Below are 20,698 nucleotides of genomic sequence, written 5' to 3' on the forward strand. Positions count from 1 at the left end.
AAATTGGTTGATGTTGATCTAGGTAGTTAATAGTGGATTCTTCTATTTTTGATACAGGGGAAGATTTTATCGGCATTCGGACACGTTTTCCCATTGGGGACCGGCGGTTTGAACTTGCTTTGTTCTCCTTTGATCGAGATAAATCTGTTGGCGGGATCCAGAGTCACGAAGGCAAAAAGCGGATCCTTGTATTCCGCCATGTGTCCGTTGGAAAACCCCTGAGCCTCCTCCACCCAATAATAGGAGGCGCTGTTGATCTGGACGTAGTGAACGTCTTCAATGACCATGTGGTGGTCCACGTGATGGTGGCCGCAGAAGCAGGCAATCACTTTCTTCCCACCTCCGCCATTCGCTTCCCGGATCACTTGGCGAACATCCATTTTGCTGGGAGAAGTCTCTCCCTGCCAGACATCGTCAAACGCTTCATGAGAAAACAGAATGGACGGTTTGACCGCCTTGCGCAGATCTTCCCGCAACCATTCCAGCTCCTCCGGACTGACCATGTCGCGTTTCTCGGCACTATAGTAATTGCCATGGTTGTTGTCGTACATCTTTCCGTCTTTCACACAGTGGTTTGCATCCAGAACGACGAAATGATACCCACCCCGGTCATAAGAATAGTATGGACCGGACATACCCTGTTCCCGGACGACATCAGCCTTGCTCATATGGTCCATATCGTGGTTGCCGAGAACATGGAACCTATCCCCGGGAAAACGATTCCATATCTCCAGCATATCCTTCATCCCGGGGCCATGGTGCAAATCTCCCAACTGGATGATGAAATCCGGTTTCACCCGCATGCAACGTTCCATGAAAATTTCCAATCTCTGTTTCGCGTCCGGCTGCAAATCAGCATGCACATCGGAGATAATTCCGAACGTTATCTTGCCTCCAGAAACGCCTGATCGGGCAAAAGACATAGGAGAAGAAAGCAAAACAACCCCGCCCATTCCGAGGCCTTTCATAAAATTCCGCCGGGAAAGAAAATGAAATTTTTCCTCCGGAGAATTCAATTTTTCCAAATTCTTGTCCTTCATGCGAGTATCTTCATATGTAAAGATCCGGCAATTTTGTTTCAAGCATGATTGACGATAAAAAAACGTTAAATGCAGAGATAATTAATGAGTCATCGAGCAGCAATTCTTAAACAGAATAAATAAATTTTTTAATTTAAGCATATCTTCAAAATCAATCAATCTGATTCATGTTCAAAATTCACGAATATTAAATTGTACACATTCCGGTGGAGAAAGGTTGAAAAAAACATCTCCTGAGATTGCCTGCCAGAGACAAATATGCTAAGGGGGATCAACCGTTTTCCTTTACCACTCGTGCCATCGTCTCCTCCATCCCTGCTCAATTCTTCCTGGCCCGATGCCCACTGGGACGTATCGGGAATCTTTTCCAATGACCTCGAATTGGCGCATATTCACGACTATTTTCTGAAGTACTTTGGAATCCAATTATTTACACTCGTCCACGGTTCCCCTCTCTTGCTCTGGAACAGCGGACGCGTCCTCCCTCATTTGATCCGTTCGGCCCGGGAAATCGAACAATGCCTGAACACATGGTTCCGGAGAAACGTAGCCATCGATTTAACGTTTTCCAACCCCTATATTCATGAGGATCATCTCAAGCTTCCTCTGGGCAACGACTTGCTGCAAATCGTAGAAGCCAACAACCCGACCGGTAATAATGGCGTTATCATGTCCTCCGATCTGTTTTATGAATACGTTCGGACGAAATACCCCGGCCTCAAAACAGTCTCTTCCATCCTGAAAGTGACCATGGAACGAGGAGGCGGCAAGCTGGATTATTACCTCCGCCTTGCCGATCAATACGACAAAGTCATGGTACATCCGGATGACAATACCAATTACGACCTGCTGGAAAAGCTGGAAGATAAAAGCAAATTTGAAATCCTCGTCAACGAGAATTGTACCCGCCAATGCCCCATCCGGCGCAAGCATTATGATTCTTTGTCAAAGACATCCCTCAATTTCCTGGGATACGGCGACAGCTTCGAGGAACTCCGCCTCAACAACGCCTGTTCGCATCTGGATGTTCTGATGGGCAATGGTCCTCACTGTACGACCCAGCTCTCACGCCAGGAGATGAGGCGACTCTACGAAATGGGATTCCGCCAGTTTAAAATCCAGGGACGCGGCCTCAGTCATTCCGGGGCTCAAATCCTGGATATCCTGAGACTGATGCTGAATGACGACAGAAGTACGCCCGATACCATGGCCTATGCCGTCATGAAATGCCTGGAATCCTTCGGCGCCATGCCTCCCCATGAGACTTTACCCCAGCCCTCCATGCCATGAAGTTCGAATTCAATCTGTCCGGTTCCCCGGAACCCGTCACTCCTCGTCCACTCTCAGAGCTGCTCCATCCGTCACTTCCCCCGGCGTCCTGGACAATCGGGGGTACCGGTATCTGGGATTCATTAATGGAAATGTGTCTGGCAATGATCAACACGATCTCCTCCCCCGAAGGCGCAAAACCGAATTTCACCCTGACTCCGTCCTGCCTATGGACGCTGGAGCCGTTTGAACCCGGGAAGAATACTTCCCTTGACCGCATCGAATCGATCCTGAACTTATACTCGGAAGAAAATGCCGGCGTGTTCCTGAATTTCGACAATCCACGGCTCCAGCAACGGGATTTGGAAGATTCGTATGGGAACGCCCTGTTTGAATTACTGCTCTCCGCCAATGCCCGCCATCTCCACGGAGTCTATGTTGCCAGCGACCTTCTAGCCCGGCATCTGCGGCAGAAATGCCCCGGCCTCAATATTCGTCTTGGAATGAACCGTCTGCTGATGGAAAAAAAACGCGATGCCGGCTTTTACAATATGCTGGCCACTAAATTCAACCGCGTTGCCATAGATCCGAGGGATACTCTGGATGCAAAATTACTCTCCCGCCTTCGAGAGAAGAAAAAATTCGAGATCACGGTCAATGATCTCGGCATTTTTCCCATGGCGGGGCGGGAAGCTTTCTGGGAGGCTGTCTGCAAGCTGAAGCGCGAACCATGGAACATGGATCTGGTTTCCAAATGCAAGAATTTGTTCTCTAAATGGACAGGAGGCTGCTCTCCGTTGTTACCGCCGGGATGCAGGCCGCTCTGCCTCTCCCAACAGGAAATCGACACATTAATTCACATGGGATTTCGCCATTTCAGAATTCAGTCGGAAACCATCCGCAGCGAACTTGCCATGGCCTGGGCCATTACACGCTGGTTTCTAAACCCGGATTCTTCTCTGAGTCATCGAAAAGCCGTCATCGAATATGGAATTCTCGGCCATCGCCCCGGGGAGGCTCACAAACTCCCGACAGGAACCGGAAACTATTTTTTCCGAAATTCCGAAATGCAAACATAATCGCTGCAAAAATAACCATCAGTAGGTCAGGAAACCATATTCCATAATCAAGGCCGCTTCCGTTTGCAGATTTTTTTCACGATTGGAATAGAGATCCCGGTACATTTTGCTGACCTCCTGCTGGTTGTTCTTGTATTCCTCCACAGACAATGGCTGGGTAGCGTCCAGAAAAGCAGCCCGTTTTTTGATATAAGACGCCCACGCTTCAAAGTCTTCCCGACTCTTCATCAACTTCTTCACTTTGTCCTTGCGCTCCAACGCCCTCATGAAAACCTCTTTTTCCAGGATGGCATGGGATGCCTTGGCCGACTGAAGGTTATCCCACACGCTCAGCTTGGTATCCAACTGCAGGGAAAGGTTCATATTCACATACATATCCCCGCTGTCGGCAAAAAAGCCGCCATACGTACCACCGGTGTTCGTAAAAAGAGAAGGGCTGTAAAAATTGACATTCAACTCGGGGAAATACCTCATCTTGATCCCCAAAACATTCAGGCGGGATGCCTCCAACTCCATGGCCATCATCGCCAGAACGAGATGATCCAACTTACCGGATGCCGCCTTATAACGGTCCCAGGAAACTTTGGGTACGGTTTTTTCATCAATTTGCCAGCGGTAATGCGTGTCGCCCATCAGGGAAATCAGTTCCATTGCCAGGGTACGGGATTTTTCACACCACTCATAGTCGACATTGGAAACCGTTCCGTCACTCCGTTCCTTAATGTCCGATTCCTGTTTGGAGAGTTCATACCGGGCTCTGGCAATTTCAAGACTGCGGACATTTTTATACAATTTGGAAATGAGTTCCCTCTTCTTCATTTCCATGGATTTATTAGCCCGGAACACGGATGCTTTAGCCGTATAGTAGGTAATGGGAATCTGTGTCAGGGACGGGAGATTGAAGAGGATGTTCGTATGGAAACCGATGTCATCGCTGGACACGCTCCCCAGGTTTCCGATGTCTTTCGTCATCAGGGCATCCAGGTTCACGCCGGGGATCATATCCATGTACACGCGGCGCACTCTCCGTTCGGCATCGTCGATCGACAACTGCCCCTGTTTGATTTCCAAATTGTTTTTCAGGGCAAAAGCCACAGCGTCGTTCCACGAAACCTTGCGCACGGGCAGTTGATCCAGGTCAGGTTGCCTTTCCACCTCGGCAGAAAGCGCCTCTACACGCTTCTGTACCATCTTTTCGACAGAACAGGAGGTCACGGCCAGCATCATACCGCCCGCCGCCACAATACGCCAGAACCCGGAAGGCATGTTCAAAAGATTCAACACGTTCATACAGTTCATGGCAAACGGAAATAAATAGGAAAAGCGACAAGAGTTTATACCATTCCGGACTCACTGCCCAACATATTTTTAGTATTTCGGATACGATTATTTCAAAACGCGGCCAATCTCACGGTAAGCCGATACCATAATCGGAACGGATGAGACCAGGACACAGACAACGAGAGAGGCGGAAAGAAGGATGATTTCCGGGAGGAGTTCCTGGATTCCAAGCAGAGGATTGGCTCCTTTGAAGAATTCCCTGAGGAGCATGTCCTGCACCCGGATAAACACCACGACGGCCAGGACAAAAGCCCCCAATACCACGAAAAGGTTCTCTGCAATAAAGGTCATGACCAGCATGAATGGCTGGACGCCAAAACTCTTCATCAATGTGTACACATACTCGTTCTGCCGGAATTCCATCGATGCCAAAGCCGTCAGCAGAATCCCTACAATGAAGGCGATTCCCAGGGAGAAACCGGCACGGCACTCCGTCTGGTTATCCAGCAGGGATTCCAGCTTCTTCAGAATAGAGGCGCTGCTTCGGGCGTGGGTTGTCGTTCCGTCGAGACGGCCGATGTTATTCAATGTATCCTCAACCAACTTGAGCGTCACATAGTTCATTTCCTTGACGCGTACCAAAAAGTTGCGATGCACCATCGCGTTGCTGCCGGACAAATCCACAACGCCTTCCGGCACGAGAATAACACCCCGGCTATACACATGCGCCAATACATGTCCGGAAGGCATTTCCCTCACAACAATGGGAAAGGAAAAATCTTCCACCGTCAATTTGGACGGAGCCGGAAGCACGCCTTCGCTTCGAGGCATAAGTGCCAGATAGGGGAATTCCTGGAGGGGCAAATCTTTCAGCCCGGACAAGGATTCGTCACTGTAAGCGACAATAGGGATTTTCTTCCCTTCAATGTCACCGACGGACAATTCGCTGACAATCACCATCTCGGCATCGCAAAGGGAGGAAAGGCTTTCTTTCATCAACCTGGTTTTCCCCGGATCCGCCTTGGTCTCAAAATCGGACATGATAACCATGTCCCCCCCATTCTTCCGCACTTCATTTCTCAAAGTCTGAGTCGAAATCACATACGTGGCCAAGACGGACAAGGCACACACAGACAGGAAAAACACCACGAGAATACGCGACAACAGACTGGAAGGGCGTTCCTTCCAGCGGTACAACGTATCCTTAAAGAGATACAGGCTGGTTAAAATCAATGACTTCATCTGCTATCTCCAGAAGCCGGGCATCGTGTGTACTCACGATACAAATCTTGTTGGCGGCATCACTTACAATCAGGTTTTTAATAATGTTGGTGTTAAAGTCGTCCAAGCCCGATGTCGGCTCGTCCAATAACAAAATCGGGGAATCCTTCATGAGGGTTCTGGCAAGAGCCGCCCTCTGCGCCTGTCCACCGGAGAGGCTGTTCGCTTTTTTGTTCCGCAGGTCTTTCAATCCCAAGGCTTCCGTCAAATCGTCCGCACGCTTTTTCCACTTTGAAGACGGCATCATTGCCATTTCGGCACATAATCTCAAATTACGGCTCACCGTAGCCAGAGGAAGGAGGTTAATCCCCTGGAACATGTAGCTCACGTATTTCCGGCGAAACGCAAGGCTGTTGATCGAACAGCCATTGGGCGTCACAATGTGACCGGAGGAAATTTTCAAATATCCCGCCAGGATTTTCAACAGAGTTGTTTTCCCGCACCCGGAATATCCCTTCAAGACGGTAATCCCCGCTGAAAACGTCTTCGTATAACGATCGAAAACTTTTTTCCCGCGGACGTATTCAAACGTTACGGCATCACATTCAAGTTTCATTTCTTGCGGGCGAAAAGTTGAGTTTCCCCGATCAAAATCAATTCGTAATCGGGAGCCACCTGCTTGATGATTTCCTGCCAATCAATTGCGGCGGAAGCTAAAGGCAGACGGGCGAGATCCATCTTCCCGAACACGCGGATATCGTCATCAACCTTGAAGTAAAGTTTGGCCACACAATTGGCTCCCAGCATGGAATAGAGGATATCATGATCCTTGGGATCGACCTTAAAGTAGAACACAAGCATGTCCATGTTCCCTCCCCCGGACTGATTCTTCTCCACTCTCTTGTGGGAAAAATGGCCGTCAATCACACAGGAATTATTCACTTCCAGACTCAATTTCAATTTATCGGAAGGAATATTCGCAATTTCCGGATTGGAAATAACCACTGTCAGATAAAATGCCGAATCATCGCAGACGGCAGCAATTTCCTTCCCGGTTTCCAGGAATGCTCCTTCCTGGTCACTGGAATCATTTTTCTGAAATTGGTACTGAAGACGACCGTCATAAGGCATCTTTACTACGTAGGATTCCTCTTTCTTCGCGAATTCCGCACGTTTTTGAGAATCAAGCAGCTCAATTTGCCGCTGCGCCAGTTCAATCTTTTCGTCAATGGTTTTCAGGACTTCCTTGGAGGAATTGACATTCTTCCCGCTCTGGTCATAGAACTGACGTTCCTTGCGGGGCAGAGAACTGATGAATTCAATTTCTTCACGTTCCTTGCGCAATTTCTGAATTTCGTCTTTGCGAGCAACCCGTTCCTTGAGGATTTCCATCTCCATGGTCTTGCGATCCAGTTCCAAGTCCTCCTTGTTAACGCGGGCAATGATTGTTCCTTTTGCAATGCGCTTATCCGACGCCACCAGATCCGTCACAACACCCTGTGCCGGCATCATAAAGACGCGGGCCCGTTCCGGAGCTATTTTAGTACGGTACTGTCCGACGTAAAACCACTCTTTCCGGACGGCATCGGAAGTCCCGGTCTGTTCGCCGGAGGCATACGACAATTCGCCCAACGTCCCAAACAAGACACACAAAATCCCAATCCAATACTTGAGCAACGAGATCATCCTTCCTTCCATCGCTGAAAAAATAAGCGCAACCTCCTCAAAGGTCACGCTTATTCATCTAAGTTCTGTGTACTACGCGGGATTCTCGCAGACAACTATCCCCGGAGGTTAATTATTGGCATTATAGTTGATCCCATAAATACCGGTTCCTTTGTATGTCTTTTTCTCCGTTGCGGTTTCTTCGTGACCATCAAGGGTTACCTCATAATCGCAATTACCGGAAAGATAGGTAGGAAGCTTACCGGATTCCTCCACCTTGTCTCCAAGATCCAACGTAGCCTGAACACCCGCCTGCATATACAAAACATGAATGACAGGCCCGGGATACGTAATATAGGACTCATCTACATACCTGAAAGACGTTGTAAATATGGCTCTGGTGCCGGTTCTCTGGAAAGAGAACGCAACATTAGTGGCGGGATCTTTGCCTTTAAACGTCATCTGCCCGACATTGTTATTGGTAACAACGCAGGTCAGGAACAGTGGGGCATCGCTAGACTCGTTCATATTCAAGTCCAGTCTGGAACCGACAGGAAGCGAATCCCACGCACTCGTATTGTTACTCCCGCTACCACCGCAGGATACGAAGTTGAACGCTACAAGAGCAAGCGCGAAGAGAGAGGCTGATTTTTTAACAGAAGGAAATCTCATACCAGGAATAGTGCAGTGTTCCTAACTATAGGAGATAGGGTGTTCGAGTCAATGAATAATTCATACAACTTGCAAGAGTATTGAAAGAAAGCGGTTTCCAGAGACGAGACATCCTCTCTTCTTCCCATTCCACTCCGATTTTCCTACAGTCTCAGACCGATCTGATATACCAGTATTGCGAGGAACAGACCCATAAAGTTCAGGAAAAGTACATTCCCGAGTGTGAACAACCACGAGCCGGACTCCTTCTTCATCGTTGCGACCGTCGCCATGCATGGCATGGCAATCAGACAGACAAGCATGAGGCAAATCCCCTGCAGGGGAGAATAATGGGTACTGATCTCCCGGCGCAAAAGCGCCTGTTTTTCTCCGGAATCATCTTGAGCTCCCTCCGGTACGGCGTACAGGATACCGAGCTGGGCCACGAAAATTTCCTTGGCGGCAAAAGCTCCGATCAATGCGGAATTGGTCTTCCAATCCATCCCGGCATACTGGGTCAACGGCTCGAAAAAGCGTCCGATGGATGCCGAGTAGGAATGTTCCAAGACCTGGGCCGATGCGACGACGCCCCCATCTTCCTGACGAACGGTTTCGTCTTCAGATCCCGGATGCGTGTTGAGAAACCAAAGGATTACGGATGCGAAAAGAATCATCCCTCCGGCTTTCTTTAAATACATCAAAGCCCGCTGCCACATGACCATCATAAGGTTGCATGACGACGGCATCCTGTATGGAGGCAACTCCATGATGAACAATTCATCCCCACCCTTGAACAAAGTAGACTTCAACACACGTGCCGTGCTGACAGCCAGAAGGATTCCTATCAAATAGAAACACCACAGAATCTCGGCTTGATAACCTTCCGGAAACAAAGCCGTAATGAAGAGAACGAAAATAGGAAGCCGCGCTCCGCAACTCATCAAGGGAAGCACGAAAATAGTCGCCAAGCGGTCGCGGCGAGACTCAATGCTGCGCGTTGCCATCATGGCCGGCACCGTACAGCCGAAACCGATAAGCATGGGAATGAAACTCTTGCCATGCAACCCCATCTTATGCATGAACCTGTCCATGATGAAGGCGGCACGAGCCATATAACCGCTCTCTTCCAGCAAGGCGATGAATAAGAACAAAATCAGAATCGTCGGAATAAAGGACAAAACCCCTCCAACACCACCCAACACTCCGTCACACACGAGAGATTGTAATTGAGGGGAATCCGATAAGAGGCTACCCGCCTTCGCCCCCAACCACTCGAAAAAGGTCTCGGTCCATCCCACAAGAGGATCCCCCAAAGTAAACGTCACGTAAAAAACAACGTACATGGCCACCAGAAACAGCGGTATACCGAACCAGCGGTGAGTTGCTACGGAATCCAGACGATCCGTCCAGAGAAGACGCTCCCGACGATTTTCCAACAACACCTCGCGGACAAGACCGGAAATATAGCCGTACCGCCTGTCGGCAAAAACGACCGGAGCCGGGAGATTGTCCCTCTCGGTCAACACACGGCGGAGAAGAGCAGCCTTTTCAACGGCGGCCCTGCCCTCATTCCCTCGTTGCTCGAAACGTGAGACTATTTCCTGATCCCCTTCCAAAAGCTTTTCCGCCAAATAGGATTCAGGCTCGGGATCCCTGCCGGAAACGGCATTTCGGAGAGACTCCTTCATTTCCTCGATGACAGCTTCCTCGGTCACCCCGTAGGGCATGGGTTTAGGATGCTCATAGCCACCCGGTTTGAAGGCGACGGAAGCAATCATGCGCTTCAAGGTCTCAATCCCTTCGCCACGGGAACCCGAAGTCCGGACGATGCGCACTCCCAGCAGTTTCTCCAGCAGTTCCACATCAAACAAAAGGCCCTGGGATTCCGCCTCATCCGTCATATTCATCACAAGGATTACGGGAAGAGAAAAATGCCAGAGTTGAAGCGTCAAATACAGATGGCGATCCAGATTGGTACTGTCTACCACATTGACAATCAAATCAATATCTTTTCCTGAAAGACTTTCCGTCACGACCCGTTCCTCGGGAGCGCCTCCGCCCAGGCGATATACCCCAGGAAGATCTACCGCAAGCACATCCCCCCTCTCCGTATGGATCACGCCACTCTTACTCTCCACCGTCACTCCAGGGTAATTGCCAACGTGCTGCCGGGCGCCGGTCAGAGCATTGAAAATCGTCGTCTTGCCGCAATTGGGGTTTCCCAGCAAGGCCACTTTGGGCATGTGTTCTTTCATTGAACCTGTTTTTATACTTCAGCCTGAACTTCGATGCGCGAAGCCTCGTGAGGACGCAGAGCCAGCACGGAACCGCGTACCCGGATCAGCAAAGGACCGCCAAAAGGCGCCTTCTCCTGGATTTCTACCACGACGCCGGGCGTAATTCCCATGTCGGCCAGCTTGTACATGCCCAGTCTGTCCATCCGGACCGATATGATCCTGACGGAATGCCTGATCCGAACCCGATCCAAAGTTCTCGGTTCACCCATTCTGCGGCCATTTTCGCAATTGCCAAAAAAACGACGAAATCTTCTCCACAAAAACCGCCTCCTCACATGTCTCCCGCGTTTCTTGCAATGGCACAGGCAGTTCTCTTCTCCGTGGTTCCTCATAGTGCGGAAGTAATGTTAGAAGAATCTAAGTCACTGTCAATGTCCGACTGCATGTAAAGTTGCCTTGAACATTACTTTTTACCGTCATCAAGGATTCTGACGGTAACGGACATTCCCTCATCCTTGCGAAACACAATACATGAGCCGCGGAGGCGAATGCTGATGGGATCCCCCATCGGAGCCGAACCGATTACGTAAATTTCCGCTCCCGGCACCAGTCCCAAATCCGCCATTCTGGCAATTCCTTTCATCTGCGGATCCACAGACTTGATGATACACCGCTGACCGGTACGCACCCGGTCAAGCGTTACTACCTGATCCTCATTATCGGATAGTTGTCCGACATCGATAAAACCTTTCAACAGAGGAGCATGAGCCGTCACACAAGCCGTCAATTCCGCAATGCGTTCGATTTCCTCCTGAGTCATGACGTGCTCCACCTGGCAGGCTATCTCATCCGCACGGCTATCCGGCAATTGCAGAATATCCCTAAAGAATGCATGAAGAGTCCTGTGACACTGGATAATTCTGTCAGCCAGTTTAGCCCCCTTCTTTGTTAACCTGACAGGAGCATACTGGACATATTCCACCAGGCCCAGTTCCGCCAGTTGGCGTACAGCCGAGGTAACTGAAGGCATTTTCACATTCATCACCGTGGCAATATCCCTGACCTGGGCAATGCCACGTTCACGAACGAGAAGTCCTATCGCTTCCAAATAATCTTCATTGCTCTTGGTCAATTCCATGGCATAGAGAAAATATGATAGTCATATACGCTAAAACGGCAAGACTTAACTTTCCTTCACATCTCAAGAACATCATTCCCCCTTGACGCAGGAATCATCCCGAAATACCCCTTCAACCAAATTGACGCATTTTACACCAAACATATTCCCGATTACTCCGTCGGGGAACACAGCCAAACGCGTATTCAGATGCGTGGCAATTGTATTGTAATACTCCCGCGCCATGGCAATGCGCAACTCGGTATCGGAAAGTTCCTGCATGAGTTGTTCATACAGGGGAGCCGCTTTCAAACCGGGATATGCCTCCTGCAGAGCATTGATACTTTCGTGATCCAATTGCTGCCGGCGTCGCAAACGGGCAACCAGGAACATGGCTTCACTCTCATGCCGCGTATATTCCTCAACCACCCGGCACAGAGAGGGGATCAATTCATAACGTCTCTGTAAAAGAACCTCTACCTGGGCCCATCCCTGCCGCACACGGTTACGGATATCGACAAGGCTGTTATACACCGTCCACATCCACGACACCAGCCAAGCCAGCACATAAATGCCTCCGGCAACAATCCACAAGGGCCACGCACTGCCATCGGCGGAGTCAATTCCGTAGATCCCGGATCTCAGGAAATAGGAGCCTCCCGCCAAAATCCCCAGTCCCAGTATGGCAAAACACCATGCTTTAACCCCTTTCGTTCTCCTGATGGCTTCCTCATCGCGAGTAGAAATGATAAACTCTTCCCCATCCTGGCCGGAGGCGATTTCGGCAGCAACTCTATCCCGGCATTCACGGGACGGTCCTACCAGATAAATCCTCGTTCCTATGGGAACGGCCTCCTCGGTGAAGCGACGTTCAAATGTACTATTGGCAATACTCCCCTGCGGTCCTTTGGCATAGTAGGCATCATCGGAAGGAGTACTGAAGAAAGAGGCCACTCGCATCGGTTCTATATCCGCACCTTGGGGATGAACGGCAATTTCCCCCGTATCGTCCCGCAGGAAAAATGACTTCAGTCTTCCACCCTCTGCCACAGTCGACCATCCCGACCTCACCACCGTACGGGTACGCCTTTTACCGTTCTCAACGACGGTTCTCACCTCCACCCTCCTCCAATGTTCCTCCACCGTGTAGCTGTACCACACGCATGGTTTTTCAGCGATGAACGATACCAGAGGATCGGCGCATTCCGCCGTCCCTTTCAACTCCACCAATCCAATGAACACTCCACGCACACTGGATGTGGGCAGGGCATCCATCAAGCGCCTCAACCGGTTGGCGCGGTGGCTTCCCCTCAACAACACCCAGGGACAAAGCAGCCAGCATCCGGCAACAAGGACACTAAGAACAAAAGCCATGTATTCTCCCGATGACAAATAGCCTTCCAATGAATCGGAAAGGAAGAGAAGCTCCTGCATGGATCATCAAGGGAAAAACGCTGGAATCCAGCGCCGGCTCTTTCTATTGGAAACTTACCTTCGGTGCCTGCCGGGCCGTTTCGGTCTCTACCTTGAACATCTCCGACGGCTGGAAGTTGAACACCGATGCAATAACATTCGTCGGGAACACCTCCCGCTTCGTATTGTATTTCATCACGGCGTTGTTATACGTCTGCCGGGCATAGGCAACACTATCCTCCGTCTCACGCAATTCCTGCATCAATCTGGACATTTGACTATCCGCCTTCAAGTCGGGATAGGATTCCGACAGGGCAAACAGACGCTCCATGACACCGCCAAGAGAGTTTTCCGCAGCAACCAGAGCCTTAACCGATTCCGGATTCGCCGGATCAATCACTGCTTTTTCAGAGGCTTTGCATGCCACATTACGTGCCGCAATCACAGCCTCCAGCGTCTCGCGTTCATGTTCCATGTATTTTTTTGCAACTTCAACGAGATTGGGGATGAGATCATACCGGCGTTGAAGTTGCACGTCGATACCTGCAAAAGCATTCCGAACGGCATTGCGCAACGTCACCAAACCGTTGTAACCGGAAGCCACCATGCCTCCGGCAACGATAATAACCGCCAAACAAACAATAGTTGCAAACATAGTCAGAAAATATGATGGGTATTAGTCCTTGAAAAATCGGATCGTCAATGGAGGAACATAGTCGGGACGAGAATTGGCCCGGACTAGCATGATGATTGTAAATACAAGAAAAACAATCATATACGCTATTACAAGAAGAACCCACAACAAGACTGGAACCCAAAATATTGCCACACCTGGCTCCCTCGCATGACCAGCAGAAGTCAGGAAAAATCCAACACCCGCTATCAACATTAAAATGATGCATCCAACAATCAACCAGATAGTCCATGAAATCTGGAAATTCAACACTCTCTTGAAGAAAGGAACCGCTTGCGGAGTCGTATCCTTGAAACACAGGAAAAGAATGGCCGGCACTATAATATTACAAAAATATAGATTCAGCAGAAGAGCCAACAAAGGAGACAACGCCGCCCACATGCGTATGGAATACAATCTTCTCAACTCGGGGGACATGGCTGTCTCACCGGAAAAGGGAGGGGGTGATGTCTGATTTTCCATTGCCTATCACGATCCTATCGCAGTTCTATTTTGTCAAACTCAAAATTACCCCAAGTTACATCAAGGCTCAAACAATCGATCACTGGGATACATTGCCGGAACGGGAATAAGCGTTCATTCCATCCAAGGGATAACAGACTGCACCAAGGCATCCATTACACCTTCAGGCCCAGGAAAAGGACTTTCATAACCGGCTCGGGCAGCCACAAGGTGACGAACGGAATCTACGGCATTGGAAGGACAACAGCAAAACGCCTGAGGATTTTCTTTCATCGCATCCAGATCATTGAAACTGTCCCCGAAAATACAGATGCGCTCTCCCGGTATCCCGAGCAGTTCCGCCACATGGGCCAGTGCACTTCCTTTGTTGTAATCGGCATGGCAGAATCGCAGATAAGGACCTGCCCGCTGGAAGGATATTTCAGGATGTTCGGCGATAGCAGGCATAATGAGTCGCTCCGCCCAATCGAGATCCGCCGGATCAGCCATTTCCAGAGAGTAAGGATCCTCCTTCTGCAACCACCAATCCACATGGGCGCAATGAGCTTCCAAATCACGGAGCAAATCCGTAAAAAACTTGCGGTAATGCCGGAACAACTTGGCATGTGCTTCATCGCAGGCATCATTCCACGGTACATAGGGCCTGATATGAAGGCCCTGATCTGCAAGATGGATGTCGCGCTCGCGCGTCACTAAAAAATCCGGGGCAAAAGGCGCCCGTGAATCGCGTTCATAACCTTCCGCCAGGTAGTCCAGACTTCTGCCCGTGTTGATCCCCCACATGATTCCGTAGTCGGTACGCAACCTGCGTATCAGAGAAAAGAAATCCGGTGGCACGCCATGGGCGGAACGCGCATCGTACAACGTATCGTCGAAATCAAAGGACAATAACCATCCCGGACGATCCGGAGGAGGAAGCGCTTGCAATCTCATATGCCCCACCGTACCTGAAGCATTACCGCATGGCAACCCATTCTCAGGGCAGGAGAGGCTCCTGAAAAGCCGGTTCCTGAGGACTATTCCCGCCCTTCTCCGGTTTTCCGGCAGGATCGGCTCCGGAACCGTGTACCGGTTCCGCCACGGGAATAGCGGCGGGAATATCATCGTGAACAGGCTGGGCAACAGGAATATCATCCTCCTTGCCAACGACGCGGGCAGGTAAATCTTCCAAATCGACCTCCTCATCGTCAACCACCGGCGCTTCCTGGTTGGAGCCGGAAACTACAGGAGGCCGGGCTCCCTGACGAACGGAAGAACCGGTTGCAGTCCCCTGCCCTTGACCGGGTGCCGGAACGACAACCGGAGACGGCTGGCGAACATTCCCCGCCGCCGGAGTAGGCGTTGCGGGACGAACAGCAGCAGGGGAAGTGACCGGAGGCACCGAAGGGACAACCGGTTTGGCAGGAACAACGGGAGCTACAGGACGCCCCTGATCCGAAGAAGGAACAGGCAAAGCCCCAGTCCCTTGCTTCATCGCGGCAATCTGACGTGCGATCGGAGTTTCCATATCCACTTTGTATGAGATCGGCAAGGCATCCGCCGGGAGATCTTCACCCTTCTTGCGCATGTGGATTTCCACACGTCTGTTGGCGGCCTGGGCTCTGCGGTCACCGGTAATCGGCACAACGGGACGTTCATTCCCGCATGCCCTGATGTACACATGCGTCATGTCGATCCCATTGGCCTGGAGCCACAACCGGACGGCATTGGCGCGCATGAGGGAAAGGAGTTTGTTGTACTCCCGGGAACCAAAACTGTCCGTATGGCCCTCGATAATGAATGAAGTTTGGGGATTCTTGCAGATCAATGCCGCGAGCTGAAGCAAGCCGATTCTGGCGGAATTCTTCATAACCGCTTTGTCATATTCAAACAACAGGTCTGCACCGATCAATCCATGACCGCTCTTCTTCCCGAGTGAATTGGAGGGCTGAGCCAACAGGTCAGTCAAGGATTTCGTACCGCTCGGTAAGTTGGCATCGCTGACTCCTTTATTGCCCGTCAGATTTTCCCTGTTCCATACATCAGGGTCGATTTCCGGCAGTCCGTCCGACTTGACAACCTTGAGCGGATTGGACGTAATCGCCAATGCCTCGCTCATGCCCGGTTCCGGGCTGCCGGCAGAGCCAACCGAATCAGCCAATTGCTCCATCTGCGAAGCAAGAGCCTGGGATTCCGTAGAATCCATGCTTTCCAGCCCAATGGACGTCTCTCCGGGGGCAATACTCACATCCTCCAGTTCCATATCAACCGGATCCGGAGTCTGAATATCCTCCACAGGCAAATTGTCCGGGTCGGCAGTAGGCAATTCATCAGGTATTTCCTCTCGCTCTTCTTCGTCACTTTGCAAGACGACGGGTCGAAGAATTTCCTCTTTGCTATTTGGTGGCAACTGGCCTTCCACAGGAGAAAGAGTCATCCCCACCCCGGTTACGCGCAAGACAAAATAACCCAATAAATGGACCAGAATGGCACTTGTCAGGGCACCGAGGACAATCGCCCAGAAATGCCTCTGGCTCCGCAAAGCAAATCTGGATTTGCGGCGCTGATTTTGGACGATGTGAGTGTTTTCCGATCCTGTCATGCGAAAATGAATCAAATTTTACGAGCCGATCCCGGGATTTCACCAGGCAGCACCTTAGGTTTGGGCAGACGGTTATTGTCCTGAATCCACTCAGCAACGGAAGCCATCAAATCGTCTTCCCCGTCATACACGTGGATTTGATAACGTTCCTCGAACTTTTCCCCCTTTTTACCCTCCACCATCTGCACATGTTCCCGGGTTTTTGTACCGTACGGTTCTCCGTCCGCCCGGCCATTGTACACAACCTTGTTCTCCGAAGTGACAGCAGAATACAAAGTCAGCGTATCCTTCATATCCGAAAAGAACAACTCATCCGTACAAACCAGCATCGCGGGAACCGTCAAATCACGGGCGGCATCGACGGGAACGACATCGTAGCTGCTATACCCAGCACGCGTACATATCCCCAATTCCGCCAACCAGAACGCGGCGTAACATGTCGGCTTGCCCATGTCATCCTCCATGGCCCGCATGATGGCGGACTTTAAGATGCAAAAACTGTCCATGGCCACCACACAGCGGATGCGCGGTTCCCTGACGGCGGACTGCATCAGCAACGCCGCACCAAATCCCTGCCCCACGGCCGCAACGGGAGCAGTATCTCCCAATTCCTTCTCCACGGCATCAAGCAGCAATGGCACATCCGCCGATTCATAATAACCATACGAACAATAAGGCCTCACCTGGTCTCTTCCCCGGGAATTCCACAACACGCAGGTATAGCCGGCACTGGCTAGACTCTCTGCATAGTTCATGGAATTCTCAATTCCATGATTCCAAGTCGTACTGATCAGGACAATGCCGGGCTGTCGTTCCAGATTGGATAACTTCCCTCGATTTCTCAAAAGGTCCCTCATGCGGCTCAGGCGGGGAGTCGTTTCTCCTCCCTGGTTTTTCATGGACACAATACAGGCATCTACCTTCACGCCGTCCGCTCCGTCAAACTCCAGGAAACGAAGGTCCAATCCTTCCGCCCGGCGTATATCGCCGGCGGGACGGGTATAGGGCACGAGAACCGGTGTCGAGGCATACCACGCATACCACGCCATCAATATAACCAACACCGCAACAAGCCAAAGAAACAGCTTGAAGGCTTTCGATAAGATCTGTTGGAAAAAGCGCACAGCACACAGGAAGATTTACATATCATGCATCCCGAACAGCATGATTACAGACGGATTTATACATGGAGTATGTACTGATTCAAAGAGGAAATTCTTTCAATCTGACTTGAATGAACGGCATTTCGGCTTCATGCTGTCGGCATGAGATCCTGCCTTGGTTCCATCCTTCTGTTTATCGTTATCGTCATGCTAGCCGCAACAGCTTTCTATCAATGGAATACCAATGCCAAAATAGAATTCTCCGTGAGGAACCCGGAAGATCCCATGATCACAACGAAGCGGTATTCCATTGATTCTCTCCACCCCGATCAAAAACCTCTATCCAGCAAGCAGGATTCCCCGAATCAGGCGCATGACCCCTACTCTATTTCCGATAACGTCATGCCCGTCAAGCCAGTTCCGGTCTCCCAGCCGGAAGAAGACATCCCGACAGCAGAACCAGTCTCCGATTCCGAGGATATCCCTACCGCGGAACCCGTTCAATCTCCGGAACAAAACGAAATCCGATAATCATAGATGTCCCAGATCACAATCGGCTATACACTCGGAGACCAAGCCGGCATCGGGCCGGAAGTCATCGCCCAAGCCCTGGCTTCTCCCGATTTGCCCCGAAACGTCCAATACACGCTCATCGGAGAAAAAATCAATGCCGTTCCCGGTTCTCCATCGCGCGAGTCCGCCCAAGCCGCCTTCGACCATCTGGAACTGGCTGTCCAGGCTTTGCGCCATGGAACTATCGATGCCATCGTCACAGCACCCGTCTCCAAGGAAGCACTCCACGAAGTCGGTTTCGCCTGGCCGGGGCAGACGGAATTCTTTGCCGCCCGCCTTGGAGAACCCAACTTTGCCATGTGCCTTTCCGGCGTCCACCTGACCGTGGCACTGGCTACCACCCACGTTGCGATCAAAGATGTTCCTTCCCTTCTGAAGACCTCGGAACTCGTTCGCATCGGCAAGCTGCTGGCCGATTTCTGCCTGTGCCGCACATGCAAACGTCCGCAAATCGCCCTCGCCGCCCTCAACCCCCATGCCGGTGAAGACGGAGCTTTCGGCAGCGAAGACATGCGTATCATCGCTCCTGCCGTCGGCATTCTCAACAAGGAATGCCCCGACGCCGACTTCTACGGTCCCGAAGTACCGGACACCGTCTACCGCGATGCCCTGCAAGGCCGTTTCGACGGCATCCTGGCTCCTTATCATGACCAAGGGCTCATTCCATTGAAGATGCTCGACTTCAACACAGCCGTTAACATCACCCTCGGTCTGCCCCGGCCACGCGTCAGCCCAGATCACGGCACGGCATTCGGAATCGCCGGCAAAGGCATCGCCGACCCATCCAGTACCTTGCAGGCCTTCCGGGTAGCCGTTCAGGTTGCCTCGCACAGCAGGCTCCAGTTCTGAACCTGCCAGCCCCCTCTGGTCGATCGCATCACACCGGATATTCCATTCCAAGCTCCGCGATCACAAGATCGCGTCCGTCGTCGGGAAACTCCTCCTGCAAGGCATCATACATCGCCTGGGAAGCTTTCGGTTCACCGTGGACGAGGAAGACAGTAGAGCGAGAGCCCCCCATTTCCTTGAAATAACTAAGCAATTCATCGTGGTCGGCATGTCCCGAGAACGAATCCATCTCTTCGATTGCCGCCCGAACCGTGTACTGCTTGCCCAGAATAGGCACATCTTTCCAACCGTCCATAATCTTGCGCCCCAACGTAGATGGAGCACAATAACCCACAAATAAGACCGTATTGCGGGGATTACCGATATTATTGGCCAGATGATGCAGAATGCGTCCAGCTTCGCACATGCCCGAAGCGGAAATAATAATCCCCTGTTCCTTCATTTTGTTCAGGGCTTGGGATTCCTCAACAGAACGGATCAGCCGCAAATGTTCAAACCCGAACGGATCTTTCTCCCGGAACAAGAACTCATACGCCTCGGAGTTGAAACATTCGGGATGGAGCCTGTAAATCTCCGTGGCACTTACCGCCATCGGGCTATCCACATACACGGTAAGCTGCGGCAGCTTACCTTCCTGAAAAGCTTTGTGAAGCAAATACAGGAGCTGCTGAGTACGTTCCACGGCAAAAGCGGGAATATAAATGCTGCCGCCTCGTTCCAATGATCGTTCAATACAGGCACAAAACGTCTCGTCATCCCTTGGAGGAGACTCATGGTGACGTCCTCCGTACGTCGATTCCATAATGAGGATATCCACATCCGGTACTGGGACGGGATCCCTCAGCAGTTCGTTATTTCCGCGCCCCACGTCACCGGAAAATACCAATCTTTTCTTCCGTCCTCCGTCATCCTCGTCAACAATATCCAGGCAAACCTGGGCTGCACCGAGAATGTGGCCCGCATCATAGAAAGACAACGTGACGCCGGGAGCAATCATCTGAGGGCGTTCGTAGTTGATATTCATGAACAGGCGCGTACACATCTCGGCATCTTGAGGCGTATAATTCGGCACGGCAAGAGGGCCGCGAATACCATTACGGGCATTAATCTTGTTAATGAACGCACAATCGTGTTCCTGAATGCGGGCGGCATCAGCCAGCATGATCAGACACAGGTCTCGCGTCGCCGGCGTACAATAAATATTGCCGTCAAAGCCCTTTTTCACCAAATTCGGCAGGTTTCCGGAGTGGTCGATATGCGCATGAGACAGAACGACACAATCAATCCCCTTCGGATCAAAATACGGAAACTCTCGGTTAATCCTCAGGGATTCCTCACGCCGGCCCTGAAACATCCCGCAATCCAGCAGGATACGAGCGCCGTTCACTTCCAGCAAATGTTGGGACCCAGTCGTCGTCCCTGCTGCACCGCAGAATTTGATTTTCATATGGAACCTACTTTTA

20 protein-coding genes are annotated in these 20,698 nt (G+C 51.0%); 5 read left to right on the top strand and 15 right to left on the bottom strand.

Features of this window, described 5'->3' with window-relative positions; all coding sequences use genetic code 11:
• Positions 1-26: 26 nt before the first annotated feature.
• Positions 27-968, bottom strand: a complete 942-nt coding sequence (locus QET93_RS11030; RefSeq protein ID WP_322189988.1) for a metallophosphoesterase — start codon at positions 966-968, stop codon at positions 27-29.
• A 366-nt stretch (positions 969-1,334) separates the two neighbouring features.
• Here QET93_RS11030 and QET93_RS11035 point away from each other — a divergent pair, with 366 nt between their 5' ends.
• Both QET93_RS11035 and QET93_RS11040 read left to right on the top strand, forming a co-directional pair.
• A complete protein-coding gene (locus QET93_RS11035; RefSeq protein WP_280132411.1) occupies positions 1,335-2,330 on the top strand; it encodes a hypothetical protein in 996 nt (331 codons plus the stop codon).
• Positions 2,327-3,388: a hypothetical protein gene (locus QET93_RS11040; RefSeq protein ID WP_280132410.1), complete on the top strand. Its 1,062-nt coding sequence runs from the start codon at positions 2,327-2,329 to the stop codon at positions 3,386-3,388. Before QET93_RS11035 ends, QET93_RS11040 begins: the two co-directional genes overlap by 4 nt.
• A gap of 18 nt (positions 3,389-3,406) precedes the next feature.
• On the opposite strand, the gene QET93_RS11045 is transcribed toward QET93_RS11040, so the two are convergent.
• The 10 genes from QET93_RS11045 to QET93_RS11090 form a co-directional block, all read right to left on the bottom strand.
• Entirely contained in the window at positions 3,407-4,687 is a 1,281-nt protein-coding gene (locus tag QET93_RS11045; protein ID WP_280132409.1) for a hypothetical protein, read from the bottom strand.
• An 87-nt stretch (positions 4,688-4,774) separates the two neighbouring features.
• A complete protein-coding gene (locus tag QET93_RS11050) occupies positions 4,775-5,911 on the bottom strand; it encodes a hypothetical protein (RefSeq protein ID WP_280132408.1) in 1,137 nt (378 codons plus the stop codon).
• A complete protein-coding gene (locus QET93_RS11055) occupies positions 5,874-6,506 on the bottom strand; it encodes an ATP-binding cassette domain-containing protein (RefSeq protein ID WP_280132407.1) in 633 nt (210 codons plus the stop codon). Before QET93_RS11055 ends, QET93_RS11050 begins: the two co-directional genes overlap by 38 nt.
• Positions 6,503-7,576, bottom strand: a complete 1,074-nt coding sequence (locus QET93_RS11060) for a hypothetical protein (protein WP_280132406.1) — start codon at positions 7,574-7,576, stop codon at positions 6,503-6,505. The genes QET93_RS11055 and QET93_RS11060 overlap by 4 nt, the downstream gene beginning before the upstream one ends.
• A gap of 108 nt (positions 7,577-7,684) precedes the next feature.
• Positions 7,685-8,227 carry a hypothetical protein gene (locus QET93_RS11065; RefSeq protein WP_280127197.1) on the bottom strand — a complete coding sequence of 181 codons (543 nt, stop codon included), beginning with the start codon at positions 8,225-8,227 and terminating at the stop codon, positions 7,685-7,687.
• Between the two features lie 143 nt (positions 8,228-8,370).
• Entirely contained in the window at positions 8,371-10,449 is a 2,079-nt protein-coding gene (feoB, locus tag QET93_RS11070; RefSeq protein ID WP_322189989.1) for a ferrous iron transport protein B, read from the bottom strand.
• Between the two features lie 23 nt (positions 10,450-10,472).
• The gene (locus tag QET93_RS11075) at positions 10,473-10,835 is read right to left on the bottom strand and encodes a FeoA family protein (protein WP_322189990.1); all 363 of its coding nucleotides are present in this window, start codon (positions 10,833-10,835) and stop codon (positions 10,473-10,475) included.
• Between the two features lie 71 nt (positions 10,836-10,906).
• Positions 10,907-11,581: a DtxR family transcriptional regulator gene (locus QET93_RS11080; protein ID WP_280127200.1), complete on the bottom strand. Its 675-nt coding sequence runs from the start codon at positions 11,579-11,581 to the stop codon at positions 10,907-10,909.
• A gap of 72 nt (positions 11,582-11,653) precedes the next feature.
• Positions 11,654-12,994: a LemA family protein gene (locus QET93_RS11085; RefSeq protein WP_280127201.1), complete on the bottom strand. Its 1,341-nt coding sequence runs from the start codon at positions 12,992-12,994 to the stop codon at positions 11,654-11,656.
• Positions 12,995-13,037: 43 nt separating this feature from the next.
• Positions 13,038-13,628 carry a LemA family protein gene (locus tag QET93_RS11090; RefSeq protein WP_280127202.1) on the bottom strand — a complete coding sequence of 197 codons (591 nt, stop codon included), beginning with the start codon at positions 13,626-13,628 and terminating at the stop codon, positions 13,038-13,040.
• Positions 13,629-14,113: 485 nt separating this feature from the next.
• Here QET93_RS11090 and QET93_RS11095 point away from each other — a divergent pair, with 485 nt between their 5' ends.
• Positions 14,114-14,239 carry a hypothetical protein gene (locus QET93_RS11095; protein WP_280132403.1) on the top strand — a complete coding sequence of 42 codons (126 nt, stop codon included), beginning with the start codon at positions 14,114-14,116 and terminating at the stop codon, positions 14,237-14,239.
• Between the two features lie 4 nt (positions 14,240-14,243).
• On the opposite strand, the gene QET93_RS11100 is transcribed toward QET93_RS11095, so the two are convergent.
• Genes QET93_RS11100 through QET93_RS11110 form a run of 3 tightly spaced genes read right to left on the bottom strand, consistent with a single transcriptional unit; the run spans position 14,244 to position 17,774 of the window.
• Positions 14,244-15,062, bottom strand: coding sequence for an HAD hydrolase family protein (locus QET93_RS11100; RefSeq protein WP_280127204.1), 819 nt, complete (start codon positions 15,060-15,062; stop codon positions 14,244-14,246).
• A gap of 43 nt (positions 15,063-15,105) precedes the next feature.
• Positions 15,106-16,710, bottom strand: coding sequence for an OmpA family protein (locus QET93_RS11105; RefSeq protein WP_280132402.1), 1,605 nt, complete (start codon positions 16,708-16,710; stop codon positions 15,106-15,108).
• Positions 16,711-16,721: 11 nt separating this feature from the next.
• A complete protein-coding gene (locus tag QET93_RS11110) occupies positions 16,722-17,774 on the bottom strand; it encodes a hypothetical protein (RefSeq protein ID WP_280132401.1) in 1,053 nt (350 codons plus the stop codon).
• Between the two features lie 201 nt (positions 17,775-17,975).
• Here QET93_RS11110 and QET93_RS11115 point away from each other — a divergent pair, with 201 nt between their 5' ends.
• Both QET93_RS11115 and QET93_RS11120 read left to right on the top strand, forming a co-directional pair.
• Positions 17,976-18,344: a hypothetical protein gene (locus QET93_RS11115; RefSeq protein WP_280132400.1), complete on the top strand. Its 369-nt coding sequence runs from the start codon at positions 17,976-17,978 to the stop codon at positions 18,342-18,344.
• Between the two features lie 6 nt (positions 18,345-18,350).
• A complete protein-coding gene (locus QET93_RS11120) occupies positions 18,351-19,235 on the top strand; it encodes a 4-hydroxythreonine-4-phosphate dehydrogenase PdxA (protein ID WP_280132399.1) in 885 nt (294 codons plus the stop codon).
• A 28-nt stretch (positions 19,236-19,263) separates the two neighbouring features.
• Here QET93_RS11120 and QET93_RS11125 read toward each other — a convergent pair whose 3' ends face one another.
• A complete protein-coding gene (locus tag QET93_RS11125; RefSeq protein WP_280127209.1) occupies positions 19,264-20,682 on the bottom strand; it encodes an MBL fold metallo-hydrolase in 1,419 nt (472 codons plus the stop codon).
• Positions 20,683-20,698: the final 16 nt, after the last annotated feature.

The organism is Akkermansia sp. N21116, assembly GCF_029854705.2.
In the GTDB taxonomy this organism is placed as follows: domain Bacteria; phylum Verrucomicrobiota; class Verrucomicrobiia; order Verrucomicrobiales; family Akkermansiaceae; genus Akkermansia.

What these genes read in the sequence shown, in the direction of transcription:
- QET93_RS11045 (WP_280132409.1), bottom strand. Translation starts at nt 4,687, where the DNA reads ATGAACTGTATGAACGTGTTGAATCTTTTGAACATGCCTTCCGGGTTC.
- QET93_RS11115 (WP_280132400.1), top strand. Translation starts at nt 17,976, where the DNA reads ATGAGATCCTGCCTTGGTTCCATCCTTCTGTTTATCGTTATCGTCATG.
- QET93_RS11125 (WP_280127209.1), bottom strand. Translation starts at nt 20,682, where the DNA reads ATGAAAATCAAATTCTGCGGTGCAGCAGGGACGACGACTGGGTCCCAA.
- QET93_RS11090 (WP_280127202.1), bottom strand. Translation starts at nt 13,628, where the DNA reads ATGTTTGCAACTATTGTTTGTTTGGCGGTTATTATCGTTGCCGGAGGC.
- QET93_RS11080 (WP_280127200.1), bottom strand. Translation starts at nt 11,581, where the DNA reads ATGGAATTGACCAAGAGCAATGAAGATTATTTGGAAGCGATAGGACTT.
- QET93_RS11055 (WP_280132407.1), bottom strand. Translation starts at nt 6,506, where the DNA reads ATGAAACTTGAATGTGATGCCGTAACGTTTGAATACGTCCGCGGGAAA.
- QET93_RS11060 (WP_280132406.1), bottom strand. Translation starts at nt 7,576, where the DNA reads ATGATCTCGTTGCTCAAGTATTGGATTGGGATTTTGTGTGTCTTGTTT.
- QET93_RS11030 (WP_322189988.1), bottom strand. Translation starts at nt 968, where the DNA reads ATGAAAGGCCTCGGAATGGGCGGGGTTGTTTTGCTTTCTTCTCCTATG.
- QET93_RS11075 (WP_322189990.1), bottom strand. Translation starts at nt 10,835, where the DNA reads ATGAGGAACCACGGAGAAGAGAACTGCCTGTGCCATTGCAAGAAACGC.
- QET93_RS11100 (WP_280127204.1), bottom strand. Translation starts at nt 15,062, where the DNA reads ATGAGATTGCAAGCGCTTCCTCCTCCGGATCGTCCGGGATGGTTATTG.
- QET93_RS11040 (WP_280132410.1), top strand. Translation starts at nt 2,327, where the DNA reads ATGAAGTTCGAATTCAATCTGTCCGGTTCCCCGGAACCCGTCACTCCT.
- QET93_RS11095 (WP_280132403.1), top strand. Translation starts at nt 14,114, where the DNA reads ATGTCTGATTTTCCATTGCCTATCACGATCCTATCGCAGTTCTATTTT.
- feoB (WP_322189989.1), bottom strand. Translation starts at nt 10,449, where the DNA reads ATGCCCAAAGTGGCCTTGCTGGGAAACCCCAATTGCGGCAAGACGACG.
- QET93_RS11105 (WP_280132402.1), bottom strand. Translation starts at nt 16,710, where the DNA reads ATGACAGGATCGGAAAACACTCACATCGTCCAAAATCAGCGCCGCAAA.
- QET93_RS11065 (WP_280127197.1), bottom strand. Translation starts at nt 8,227, where the DNA reads ATGAGATTTCCTTCTGTTAAAAAATCAGCCTCTCTCTTCGCGCTTGCT.
- QET93_RS11085 (WP_280127201.1), bottom strand. Translation starts at nt 12,994, where the DNA reads ATGCAGGAGCTTCTCTTCCTTTCCGATTCATTGGAAGGCTATTTGTCA.
- QET93_RS11120 (WP_280132399.1), top strand. Translation starts at nt 18,351, where the DNA reads ATGTCCCAGATCACAATCGGCTATACACTCGGAGACCAAGCCGGCATC.
- QET93_RS11050 (WP_280132408.1), bottom strand. Translation starts at nt 5,911, where the DNA reads ATGAAGTCATTGATTTTAACCAGCCTGTATCTCTTTAAGGATACGTTG.